The sequence below is a fragment of the Rhodopseudomonas sp. AAP120 genome, from assembly GCF_001295845.1.
Taxonomy (GTDB): domain Bacteria; phylum Pseudomonadota; class Alphaproteobacteria; order Rhizobiales; family Xanthobacteraceae; genus Rhodopseudomonas.
The window spans coordinates 26,397-38,996 of the sequence record NZ_LJIC01000120.1 but is presented as its reverse complement, the minus strand read 5'-3'; the positions used below and the strand labels follow the sequence as shown (position 1 = coordinate 38,996).

General features: G+C 65.1%; 9 protein-coding genes. 8 read left to right on the top strand and 1 reads right to left on the bottom strand.

What is annotated here, in order from left to right; genetic code table 11:
- The first annotated feature begins 138 nt into the window (after positions 1-138).
- The 8 genes from IP86_RS18605 (at position 139) to IP86_RS18570 (ending at position 10,967) form a co-directional block, all read left to right on the top strand.
- A complete protein-coding gene (locus IP86_RS18605; protein ID WP_054163922.1) occupies positions 139-789 on the top strand; it encodes a glutathione S-transferase family protein in 651 nt (216 codons plus the stop codon).
- A gap of 146 nt (positions 790-935) precedes the next feature.
- On the top strand, positions 936-1,754 hold the full coding sequence (locus IP86_RS18600; RefSeq protein ID WP_054163921.1) for a helix-turn-helix transcriptional regulator: 819 nt from the start codon (positions 936-938) through the stop codon (positions 1,752-1,754).
- Positions 1,755-1,883: 129 nt separating this feature from the next.
- Positions 1,884-2,750, top strand: coding sequence for a beta-keto acid cleavage family enzyme (locus IP86_RS18595; RefSeq protein WP_054163920.1), 867 nt, complete (start codon positions 1,884-1,886; stop codon positions 2,748-2,750).
- A gap of 136 nt (positions 2,751-2,886) precedes the next feature.
- Complete coding sequence (locus IP86_RS18590) at positions 2,887-4,491, top strand: AMP-binding protein (RefSeq protein ID WP_054163919.1); 1,605 nt, start codon at positions 2,887-2,889, stop codon at positions 4,489-4,491.
- A gap of 189 nt (positions 4,492-4,680) precedes the next feature.
- Positions 4,681-6,303 (top strand): acyl-CoA carboxylase subunit beta, encoded by a 1,623-nt coding sequence (locus IP86_RS18585; RefSeq protein WP_054163918.1) that lies wholly within the window; start codon positions 4,681-4,683, stop codon positions 6,301-6,303.
- An 11-nt stretch (positions 6,304-6,314) separates the two neighbouring features.
- Positions 6,315-8,282 (top strand): acetyl/propionyl/methylcrotonyl-CoA carboxylase subunit alpha, encoded by a 1,968-nt coding sequence (locus tag IP86_RS18580; protein WP_082364089.1) that lies wholly within the window; start codon positions 6,315-6,317, stop codon positions 8,280-8,282.
- 124 nt (positions 8,283-8,406) lie between these two features.
- Positions 8,407-9,186, top strand: a complete 780-nt coding sequence (locus IP86_RS18575; RefSeq protein WP_054163916.1) for an enoyl-CoA hydratase/isomerase family protein — start codon at positions 8,407-8,409, stop codon at positions 9,184-9,186.
- 239 nt (positions 9,187-9,425) lie between these two features.
- Positions 9,426-10,967 carry a class I adenylate-forming enzyme family protein gene (locus tag IP86_RS18570; RefSeq protein ID WP_054163915.1) on the top strand — a complete coding sequence of 514 codons (1,542 nt, stop codon included), beginning with the start codon at positions 9,426-9,428 and terminating at the stop codon, positions 10,965-10,967.
- A 206-nt stretch (positions 10,968-11,173) separates the two neighbouring features.
- Here IP86_RS18570 and IP86_RS18565 read toward each other — a convergent pair whose 3' ends face one another.
- Complete coding sequence (locus IP86_RS18565; protein WP_054163914.1) at positions 11,174-12,436, bottom strand: serine hydrolase domain-containing protein; 1,263 nt, start codon at positions 12,434-12,436, stop codon at positions 11,174-11,176.
- Between the last annotated feature and the right edge of the window lie 164 nt (positions 12,437-12,600).

The window sequence follows — 12,600 nt, the reverse complement described above, 5'->3', positions numbered from 1 at the left end:
GTATCTGCAGGGCCGAGAGTCCTTGCCCGCGTCGCCCCTCACCCCAACCCTCTCCCCGCAAGAGCGGGGCGAGGGAGCGCGCAGCGGCTGCAGGGGCGGCGGCGCTTTAAGCAATGACTCGGCAAGGGAGCGAAATCGATGATCACTCTGTATCACTGCCACGGCGCGCGGTCGTTTCGGCCGTTGTGGATGCTGGAGGAGATGGGGCTCGACTACGAGCTCAAGATGCTGCCGTTTCCGCCGCGCGTGCTCGCCAAGGAGTATCTCGCGATCAATCCGCTTGGTACCATCCCGTTCATGGTCGACGGCGACACCAAGATGACCGAGTCCTCGGGCATCTGCCATTATCTCGGCACCAAGCACGGCCCGACGCCGTTGGTGGTCGATGTGGGCGAGAGCGACTACGGTACCTATCTGAACTGGATGTTCTTCAGCGACGCGACGCTGACATTCCCGCAGACCCTCGTGCTGCGCTACAGCACGCTTGAGCCGAACGAACGGCGGCAGCCGCAGGTGGTCGAGGATTACGCCAAGTGGTTTCTCGGCCGGCTGCGGGCCGTCGAGGCGGCTACGGGGCAGACCGAGTGGCTGAGCCAGGGCCGCTTCACCGCCGCCGACGTGGTGATCGGCTATGCGCTGCGGCTGGCGGACAATCTCGGCCTGTCGAAACAGTTCGGGCCGAACGTCGCCGCCTATTGGCAGCGGCTGCAGCAGCGCGAGGGCTATCGCCGGGCCGCCGAGGCGGAAATCCGGGCCGGCGACGAGCAGAAGGTGGCCCGGCGCGCCTGACACGCCGCCCCGGGTGGGCTCTGCCCGGGCGCGTTCCGCGGCAATCCTGCCCGGTGACAATGCCTTTCGTTGCTGTATTCTGCGCCCGCTCCGTAAGAGGGCGCCGCATCTTGGTGCGGGAACGGGTGCAGATCCCGGGAGGACCCATGAGTGACGAGGCGTGTCCGGCGTCCGGACATCTGATGCTGATCAGCCCTGAACGGGTATTCTATGCCGGTCTGCTCGGCCGGCCCCGGCGCCGGACCAGCGGCGCCTATTCGATCTACGTGTCGCTGCACGGGCAGTTGCGGGTGACGATCGAGGATGGTCAGGCGCAGACCGGCGCGATGGCTTTCGTCCAGCCTTACGTCCCGCACAATGTGGACTGCGACAGCCGCAGCGTGATCTGTCTGGTGATCGAGCCCGAAACCGTGTTGCCGATGGCGGTGCTGGGTGCGCGGATTGCCGGCTCGGCCGATGGCACGCTGGCCGAGCGGGTCCGGCAGGCGCATCGATCGCTGGTCACGGCCGGGCGGCGAGAAGGATTCACCACTTCGGAATTCGACAACCTGTTCTTCGGCGAGGCGCTGCCGGCGCGGCGGATCGACCGGCGCATCACGGCTGCGCTCGCCCGGCTCAACGACATCACCGGTGCCGCCGTGACGGCCGAGGATTGCGCGGTGGCGGCGAACCTGTCGCAGTCGCGCTTCCTGCATCTGTTCAAGGACGAAACCGGCGTGTCGTTCCGCGCGCTGCGGGCCTGGAAGCGGGCGCGGCACCTGCTGCACTTCGTCAATTCCGAGATCAACCTCGCGCACCTGGCGCAGGATATCGGCTATCCGGACTCGACTCACTTCAGCCACTCGATCCGCCGCTTCTACGGACTGCAGCCGCGCGCGATCTTCTCGGGCTCGCGCGATCTGGCGATCTGGCGCAGCGATCCGCATGCGGTGAACGCCGCGGAATTCCGCCAGGGACGGCCCTGACGCTCACACCTCGCGTGTAGCAGCGCGTGCACGCAAGAAGCCCTCGCGCTGCTTCCGCATCATCCTGATCGACTGGTCTGCGCCGCGGTTCGTTCGCTGGCGCAGCATCACCGAAAGGGTTGATGAGGAATGAGCGACAAGGCCGTAATCACCTGCTCGCTGAACGGCGTGCTGACCGATCCGAAGCAGCATCACGTTCCGGTGACGCCGGAAGAGATGGCACGTGAGGCCAAGGCCGCGTTCAACGCCGGCGCCTCGATCATGCACATCCATCTGCGCGACCAGCGGCCCGACAAGGGGCATCTGCCGACCTGGGATGTCGCGGTGTCGCGCGAGATCCAGCAGGCGATCCGCGAAGCGTGCCCGGGCGTCATCATCAATCATACGTCGGGCACGTCCGGTCCCCACTACGAGGGGCCGCTCGCCTGCATCCGCGAGACCAAGCCGGAGATCGCCGCCTGTAACGCCGGCTCGCTGAACTACCTGAAGGTCAAGGCCGACAACAGCTGGGCCTGGCCGCCGATGATGTTCGACAACTCAGTCGAGAAGATTCAGGATTTTCTCGGCGCGATGAAGGATGCCGGCACGATTCCGGAGTTCGAATGCTTCGACGTCGGCATCGTCCGCTGCGTCGGCATGTATGTGCAGAACGGCATGTACTCGGGCCCGCTCGAATACAACTTCGTGATGGGCGTCGCCTCGGGAATGCCGGCCGATCCGGATCTGCTGCCGATCATCCTGAAGCTGAAGCGTCCCGACGCGCATTGGCAGGTCACCGCGATCGGCCGCGCCGAGATCTGGCCCCTGCATCAGGCCTGCGCCGATCATGGCGGCCATCTCCGCACCGGGCTCGAGGACACGTTCTATCTCGCTAACGGCGAGAAGGTGACGTCGAACGGTCAGCTGATCGAAGAGATCGCCGGCTGCGCGCGTCGGGCCGGGCGCGAAATCGCGTCGCCTGAAGAGGCGCGGAAGATCTACGGCCTTCTCAACTAGCGAGTCGTCATTGCGAGCGAAGCAATCCAGAGTTCGCTGCACGGAGCTGGATTGCTTCGTTGCTCCTCGCAATGACGGAAGTCGTGCAGCTTTCATCCAAGCAGCCGCAAGAGCTGCCTCACCCGAGGGAGTATCCATGAGCAGTCTTGAGGCGACCGGCGGCGTGCCGGGACCGGGCCGGATCGGTCGCGTGGCGATCGGCGACATCCTGCGAAAATCGGCGATCCGCTTTGCCGACCGCATCGCGTTGACCGACGGCGGCCGTCAGGTCAACTATAAGGAACTCGACCGCGACGCCAATCGCTTCGCCAATGCTCTGCTGGCCCGCGGTCTCGAGCCGGGCGACAAGATCTCGACCGTTTGCAACAATTCGGTCGACTTCGTCAAAGCGCTGTTCGGCATTCACCGTGCCGGTCTCGTCTGGGTGCCGATCAACACCATGCTTGGCCCTGGCGATATGGGCTACATCCTCGACCATGCCGAGGTGAAGTTCGCGCTGATCGACGACAATCTGCACGCCCAGCCGGAGCGTCGCGCCGCACTCGAACAGCGGGGCATCTCCCTGGTCGCGGTGGATCTCACCGGCAAGGCGGCAGAGACCGGACTGAAGAGCTTCGGTGAACTGATCGAAGGTCAGTCCGAGATCGAGCCGGACGTCGCATTCGACGATCGCGACCTCGCGATGATCATCTACACCTCGGGCACCACGTCGCGGCCGAAGGGGGCGATGCACGGTCATTTGGCGGTGGTGATGGCGGCGATGAGCAACGCCATCGAAATGCAGCTGTCGCGCACCGACGCGATCAGCGGGCAGTTTCCGCTGTTCCATTGCGCCGCGCATGTGCTGCTGCTGAGCTATCTGACGGTTGGCGGCAAACTGGCGCTGATGCGTGGTTTCGATCCGGTGGCCTGCATGGAGGCGATCCAGCGCGACAAGCTGTCGGTCTTCATCGGCCTGCCGCTGATGTATCAGGCGGTTCTCGATCATCCGCGGCGCAAGGAGTTCGACCTGTCGACGCTGCGCTGCTGCATCTACACCATGGCGCCGATGCCGCGGCCGCTGCTGGAGCGGGCCATCGCCGAATTGTCTCCGAATTTCGTTCAGCCGTCGGGGCAGACCGAGATGTATCCGGCGACCACGATGTCGCAGCCGGACAGACAGCTGGCGCGTTTCGGCAACTACTGGGGCGAGTCGACGATCGTCAACGAAACCGCGATCATGGACGACGACGGCAACCTGCTGCCGCGCGGCCAGGTCGGCGAGATCGTGCATCGCGGCCCGAACGTGATGCTCGGCTACTACAAGGATCCGGAGTCGACCGAGGCGGCCCGCAAGTTCGGCTGGCACCACACCGGCGATCTGGCGCTGATCGACGAGCACGGCGAACTGCTGTTCCTCGACCGCAAGAAGGATATGATCAAGTCCGGCGGCGAGAACGTCGCGTCGGTCAAGATCGAGGAGACGCTGCTGGCGCATCCGGCAGTGATGAACGCCGCGGTGGTCGGTCTGCCGCATCCGCAATGGGGTGAGGCGGTGTCCGGCTTCGTCAAGCTGAAGCCCGGTGCTGCTGCGACCGAGACCGAGATCATCGAGCACTGCAGAAAGTCGCTGGGCGGCTTCCAGGTGCCCAAGCTGGTGCAGATCGTCGACGAAATGCCGATGACGGCCACCGGCAAGCTGCGCAAGGTCGAGCTGCGTGATCAGCACGCCGATTACTTCATGATGGAGAAGACCGGCTAGGGCACGCCAATGGAGTTGGCCATTCCGGGATGCGCCGCGTCAGCGGCGCAGGTCCGGAATCCATACTCCCTGCAGTGGTTATGGATTCCGGGCTCGCGCTTCGCGCGCCCCGGAATGACGAAAGAGAGCAGAGAGATTCCGGGCCAGCCGACGTCTTGAGGCGCTTCCGGAAGCACAAGGACAAGCTGAATGGCAATCATCGAATCCACCGTCGCGCCGGGAAGCGAGGGCTTTAGGGCCAACCGCGACGGCATGCTGGCGCTGATCGACCGGGTGCGGATGCTGGAGGCGCGAGCGCGTACGGCGTCGGCGGCGTCCGCCGAGCGATTTCACAAGCGCGGCCAGTTGCTGCCGCGCGAGCGCGTCGCGCTGGTGCTGGATCCGGGCACGCCGTTCCTCGAACTGTCGACGCTGGCCGGCTACATGTTCGACACGCCGAACGCCGACAAGAGCGTGCCCGGCTGCGGCGTGATCGGTGGCATCGGCTACGTCGCCGGCATTCGCTGCGTGATCAGCGCCAACGACGCGGGCATCGACGCCGGCGCGCTGCAGCCTTACGGCCTCGACAAGTCGATTCGCATTCAGGAACTGGCCCTGGAGAACAAGCTGCCGTTCGTGCAACTGGTCGAAAGCGCCGGCGCCAATCTGCTGCGTTATCGGGTCGAGGATTTCGTCCGCGGCGGCAACATTTTTCGCAATCTGGCGAGGCTGTCGGCCGCGGGCTTGCCGGTCGTTACCGTGACACACGGCTCGTCGACAGCGGGCGGCGCTTATCAGACCGGTCTTTCGGATTACATCGTGATGGTGCGTGGCCGGACCCGGGCGTTTCTCGCCGGGCCGCCGCTGCTCAAGGCCGCGACCGGCGAAATCGCCACGGAGGAAGAGCTCGGCGGCGCCGAGATGCACACCTCGATCTCGGGTCTCGGCGATTACCTCGCCGAAGACGACCGCGACGCGCTGCGGATCGCGCGCGACATCATGGCCGGTCTGCCGTGGGATCGCTCCGGTCCCGGGCCGGACCCGGCAAGCTATCATCCGCCTCTGTACGATGCGGAAGAGCTGCTCGGCATCATGCCGATGGACCACAAGCGGCCGGTCGACATGCGCCAGGTAATCGCCCGCATCGTCGACGAGTCCGACTTCACCGAGATGTCGCCGAATTACGGCCCGGCAACGATTTGCGGACACGCCAAGATCGTCGGCCAGCCGATCGGCATCATCACCAACAACGGCCCGCTTGATCCGGCCGGCGCCAACAAGGCGACGCACTTCATCCAGGCCTGCTGCCAATCGCGTACGCCGATCCTCTATCTCAACAACACCACCGGCTACATCGTCGGCCGCGCGTATGAAGAGGCCGGCATGATCAAGCATGGCTCGAAGATGATCCAGGCGGTGACGTCGGCCACGGTGCCGCAGATCACCATCTATTGCGGCGCCTCGTTCGGCGCCGGCAATTACGGCATGTGCGGCCGCGGCTTCCATCCGCGCTTCTGCTTCTCCTGGCCCAACGCGAAGACGGCGGTGATGGGCGGTGAGCAGGCGGCCGAGACGATGGCGATCGTCGCCGAGGCGGGCGCGGCGCGAAAGGGCGTGCCGGTCGATCGCGAAAAGCTCGATCAGATGAAGGCGGGCATCACCGCGGTGTTCAACGGCCAGATGGACGTGTTCGCGACCTCGGCGCGCATGCTCGACGACGGCGTGATCGACCCGCGCGACACCCGCGCGGTGCTTGCCGAAGTGCTGGCGATCTGCCGCGAGAGCGACGCGCGGACGCCGCAGCGTATGCAGTTCGCGGTGTCGCGAGCATGACGATGGCCCAGATGTCGAAACTCACTCCTTTCACCAAGATCCTGATCGCCAACCGTGGTGAGATCGCGCTGCGTGTCATGCGCACCGCGCGCCGCATGGGCTACGGCGTCGTTGCCGTCTATTCGACCGCCGATGCCGATTCCGCGCATGTATGCGAAGCCGACGAGGCGGTGCTGATTGGCGGCGCGCAGCCTTCGGAATCCTATCTCAACATTCCAGCGCTGATCGAAGCCGCGAAGATCGCGGGCGCCGACGCGGTGCATCCCGGCTATGGCTTCCTGGCTGAGAACGAGGATTTTGCCGCGGCGTGTCGCGACGCCGGGCTGGTGTTCATTGGGCCGTCGGCGGAATCGATCGCGTCGATGGGCAACAAGGCCGGCGCCAAGGAGATCATGCTGAAGGCCGGCGTGCCGTGCGTGCCCGGTTATCAGGGCGCGGACCAGAGCGATGCTGCGATGATCACAGAAGCCGGCAAGATCGGCTTCCCGGTGATGATCAAGGCCGTGGCCGGCGGCGGCGGCCGCGGCATGCGGCTGGTGAAGGATGCGGCGGCGCTCCCCGATGCTTTGCGCAGCGCACGCTCCGAAGCGCAGAGCGCCTTCGGCGATCCCACTGTTATCCTCGAACGCGCCATCATGGAGCCACGGCACATCGAGATCCAGGTGTTCGGCGATCGCTACGGTCACGCTATCCATCTCGGCGAGCGCGACTGCTCGGTGCAGCGCCGGCATCAGAAGGTGATCGAGGAGGCGCCGTCGCCGGCGGTCAACGCAGCGCTGCGCGAGCAGATGGGCGCGGTGGCGGTCAATGCCGTCAAGGCGATCGGCTATGAGGGGGCTGGCACGCTGGAGTTCCTGCTCGATGCGCAGGGCCAGTTCTACTTCATGGAGATGAACACGAGGCTGCAGGTCGAGCATCCGGTCACCGAAGCGATCACCGGGCTCGATCTGGTCGAGCTGCAGCTGCGCATAGCCGCCGGCGAGCCGCTGCCGCTGCGCCAGGATGACGTGACCTTTAAGGGCCACGCCATCGAAGTGCGGCTGTGCTCGGAAGACGCCGACAAGGACTTCATACCGCAATCCGGCCGGATGGCGGTGTGGCGGATGCCGGCCGAGTTGCGCGTCGAGCACGCGCTGCAATCCGGCTCGGAGATCTCGCCGTATTATGACTCGATGATCGCTAAGATCATCGCGGTTGGCGCCAGCCGGGAGGAGGCGCTGCGCAAGCTGGTTCACGGCCTCGATAACACGGTTGCGTTCGGCGTCACCACCAATCGCGGCTTCCTTGCGGCGTGTCTTCGTCACGAGGTGTTCGCGCGCGGTGAAGCGACAACTGCGTTCATCGGGCAGCATCGCGACGCGCTGGCGCGTGCGTTGCCGGAGGACGCGGTGCCCGCCTGGGCGGTCGCTTCGCTGCTACTTTACGTCACCGATCCGCACGCGCATCCGCATCGCGCGGGCCGGTCGCTAGCCGCCGCGTTCCCGACGCTGCTGCAGTTCGAGCTCGATGGCGTGGCGCGCAGCTGCGAAGTGCTGCGAGAGCGCGACGGCCGCTATGTGACCGTTCACGATGGGCGGCGGATCAGCTTCGCGATCGAAGCACTGAGCGCCGACAGCATCCGCTTCCAGGCCGAGGACTTCAGCGAGACGGCGGTCTATCACCGCGAAGGCGAGCGGCTGTTCGTGCAGCGGCTCGGCGTGCAGAACAGCATTGTCGATCTGACCCGGGCTGCGCCGCAAAGCGCGGCACGTGGCGGTGGCGACGGCAAACTGCGCGCCGCGCTCAACGGCCGCGTCGTCGCCGTGCTGGTCAAGCCGGGCGACCGGGTCGAGGCCGGCCAGCCGGTGCTGACGCTCGAGGCGATGAAGATGGAGCACGTGCATCTCGCGCCGACTTCGGGCATCGTGGCGATCGACGTCGCCGAAGGCGAGCAGGTCACCACCGGCCGCATCGTCGCGCAGATCGAAGCGGCGGCTTAGAGTTCTGGAGCACTGACTATCCCCGTCATTGCGAGCGAAGCGAAGCAATCCAAAGCGCAGTGCACGAAGTTGGATTGCTTCGTCGCTTCGCTCCTCGCAATGACGAAGACTGAGGAAACAAGGCATGAGCAATGACGCCGTGATCATCGAACAGCGCGAGCAAGCGCTGTGGATCACCATAAACCGCCCCGACAAGCGCAACGCCATCAACGCCGGCGTCGTTGAAGGCATCACCCGCGGCTGGAAGCAGGCGCACGACGATCCGTCGGTGCGTGTCATCGTGCTGACCGGCGCCGGCGACAAGGCGTTCTGCGCCGGCGCCGATCTGCAATCCACCGGCGCGGCGTTCGCGTTCGACTTTTCGAAACCGAATGTCGACTACGCCGATCTGCTGCGACTGGCGCAGAACTCCACCAAGCCGTCCATCGCCCGCGTCAACGGTACCTGCATGGCCGGCGGCATGGGCCTGCTGTGCATGACGGATATGGCAGTCGCCGCCGACACCGTGCAATTCGGCCTGCCCGAAGTGAAGGTCGGCGTATTCCCGATGCAGGTGATGAGCCTTTTGCAGGACATCGCGCCGCGTCGGCTGATCGCCGAATGGTCGCTGACCGGCGAGCCCTTTGACGCGCAGGTGGCGCGCGAAGCTGGCCTGCTCAACTACGTCGTGCCGGCCGGGGAACTGGACGCCAAGGTGGAGTGGCTGGTGAAGCGGCTGACCGACAAATCGCCGACTGCGATCCGCCGCGGCAAATACGCGATGCGCGCGATCGCCGCGATGTCGTTCGACGAGAGCATCGCCTACACCGAAAGCCAGATCGCGCTGCTGGCGATGACCGAGGACGCCAAGGAAGGCCTGAAGGCGTTCGCGGAGAAGCGCAAGCCGGTGTGGCCGGGGAAGTGAGCGGACTGCAGACAGCCTCTCTTTTGTCATTCCGGGGCGCCGCGCAGCGGCGAGCCCGGAATCCATACTCCCTGTGATCGTGGGAGAGCAGGGCGGTAGCTACTTCGCCGAAAGACGAGAGCGCTGGCGTTATGGATTCCGGGTTCGCGCTGCGCGCGCCCCGGAATGACCAGAGGATGGTTTGGTAAATTGGCAGCCACGCCGCACACAAGCGGCGGGCGCGACAAGGGAGGACGACGATGCTGGCATCCGAGATGATCCGGCGCGGGGCGATCTATCACGGGCCGAAGACGGCGGTGATGTTCGGCGATCAGCGCATGACGTTCACCGAAGTCGATCTGTTGTCCAACCGCATCGCCAATGTGCTGATCGACACCCTGAAGCTCGAGGTCGGTCGCCGCGTCGGGCTGCTGCTGAACAATTCGATCTACACGCTGCCGCTCGATTTCGGCTTCGTCAAATCGCGTCTCTCGCGCGTGCCACTGAACTCCCGGCTGTCGCTGGTCGAGCAGCAGCAGATGCTCGAAGGCGCCGGCGTCGACACGCTGATCCACGGCACTGATCTGACCGACCGGGCGCAGGAGATCGCCGGGACGATGCAGGGGCTGAAGCTAATCAGCATCGGCCATGCATCGGATCCGAACGATCTTCTGCAGCTCGCACAAGGTGCGTCCAATGCGCTGCCGTCGCGCCGACCGGAACCCGACGACGTCGTCATCACGATCTTCACCTCGGGCACCACCGGCAAGCTGAAGGCGGTCGAGCACACCCAGGCGAGCTGGGGCGCCATGGCCACCAACGTGCTGATCAACATGGAGGTCGGCGAGGGCGACGTGATGCTGCACGCCGCATCGATGATCCACGCCTCCGGTTGCTTCATCGTGCCGTATTGGCTGCGTGGCGGTGTGGCCGCGGTGCTGCCGGGCTTCACGCCGGCGAGCTATCTCGACGCCGTCGAGCGCTGGAAGCCGACCGCGCTCAATCTGGTCCCGACCATGATCGGCATGCTGCTCGATCATCCCGGCATCGAGCAGGCCGATTTCTCTTCGGTGAAGAGCATCATCTACGGCGCCTCGCCGATGCCGCGGCCGGTGATGTTGCGGGCGCTGAAGCAGTGGGGCCCTCGCTTCGCACAGTATTACGGCCAGTCCGAAGCTCCGATCTTCATCACGCATCTGACGAAGGCGGATCACGTCGGCCCGAATGCCGAGCAGCGGCTGGCGTCCTGCGGTCGGCCGTCGATCGATTGCGAGATCAAGCTGGTCAACGAGGACGGCGACGAGGTCGCGGCGGGCGAGGCCGGCGAAATCGCTCTGCGGACGCCTTTCGCAATGAAGGGCTATTACAACGCGCCCGAGCTGAACGCGCAGATGTTCCTGCCGGACGGCTGGCTGCGTACGCGCGATGTCGGCCGGTTCGACGCGGACGGCTACCTGTATCTGGTCGACCGTACCTCGGACATGATCGTCACCGGCGGCTACAACGTCTATCCGCGCGAGGTCGAGGATGCGCTGGCGGCGCATCCGGCGGTGCGGGAGGTGGTGATCGTCGGTCTGCCCGATGACAAATGGGGCGAGAGCGTCGCGGCGTTCGTAGCGCTGCGCAAGGATGCATCCGCCGAAGAGGCCGAACTGATTGCCTTCGCGCGCGACCGGGTGGCGAGCTACAAGGTGCCGAAGCAAGTGCGATTCATCGACGAGGTGCCGAAGAGCCCGGTCGGCAAACTCCTGCGCCGCGCGGTGCGCGATCCGTTCTGGCAGGGACGTGAGCGGAAGATTTGATCAGAAGGCCGATAGACTTCGCTGGACCTCTCTTTTGTCATTCCGGGGCGCGCCACTTGGCGCGAACCCGGAATCCATATCCCCTGTATTTGCCATGAGGCACCGCGTCCGCCGCTACCGTGCTTGACACGAGCACGGTGGTTATCGATTCCGGGTTCGCTCGCTATGCTCGCGCCCCGGAATAACGGGGAGAGACCGCCGTCTAATTAGACATTGCTCTCCGTCATCGCTCCATAGACGATCGTCCGCAGTTCGCGGCGGATCGGGTAGGCGCTGGAGGGCAGCAGCTGAGTCATGAAGATGGTGATCAGCTTTTCGGCCGGGTCGATCCAGAATGCGGTCGAGGCGGCGCCGCCCCAATAGTACTCGCCGACGCTGCCGGGCAATAGCGTCTGGGCCGGGTTCATGTTCACCGCGAAGCCGAGGCCGAAGCCGATGCCGGCGTTGGTGGCCTCGCTGAACATCGAGCGCGACAGCTCGGTGAGATCGCGATTGCCTGGCAGATGATTAGTGGTCATCAGATTCAGCGTTTTCGGCCCGAGCAGGCGGACGCCGTTCAGTTCGCCGCCGTTCAGCAGCGCGCGGCAGAAGGTGAGATAATCGTCGGTGGTCGATACCAGCCCGCCGCCGCCGGAGATCAGATCGGGCGGCGTCAGGAAGCTCGAGGTCTTCGGATCGTCCGACAGCTGCATGCCACCTTTGCCGTCGGCTGAGTAGCAGGCGGCGAGGCGATGCGCCTTGGCCGGCGGGACGTGAAAGTCGGTGTCGACCATGCCGAGCGGATCGAGAATGCGCTGCTTGACGAACCGCTCGAACGGCAGGCCGCTGATCTTCTGCACCAGGTAGCCGATCACATCGGTCGAGACCGAGTAGTTCCAGGCTTCGCCGGGTGAAAACTCCAGCGGGATGCGGGCGAGGTCGGCGATCCACGACTCCAGCGTCCCGGCCTTCTCGAACGCGCCGATGCCCTTGTCGCGGTACGCGGCGTCGACATTGGTGCGGTTCTGGAAGCCATAGGTGAGGCCCGAGGTGTGTCGCAGCAGGTCGACCACCTGCATCGGCCGCGCCGGCGGCTTGGTCAGGAACAGCGGCGCGATGCCGGCCTGGAATACGCCGAGATTGGCCCATTCCGGAATGTACTTCGCCACCGGGTCGTCGAGCTGGACGCGACCTTCCTCGAACAGCATCATCAGCGCCACCGAGGTGATCGGCTTGGTCATCGAATAGATGCGGAAGATGGTGTCGTCCTTGATCGGAACGTTGCGCTCGCGGTCGGCATGGCCGAGCGAGGAGCGATACGCGATCTGGCCGCGGCGATAGACCAGAGTCTGCGTGCCGGCGAGCTTGCCTGGGCCGACATAGACCCGCTGCAGATGATCGTCGATCCGCCGCAGTGCCGTCTCGGAGAAGCCGGCACTGGCGGCTGAACCGGTGGAGGCGGCGCGAGAAAATTGGGATTGGGCCGGCATGGGCACTCCGTCAGGGAATAGCAGCGGGCGGATCAAAGATCGGCGATCATGACGCCGGTTCCACAACCCTGGATAAATGAAAAGGCGCCGGCATTCTATTGTGGACGCTGCCTCTTCGGTGAATCTGTTCGATTTTGAGCATACGGGGCAGGCGGTCTGCAATG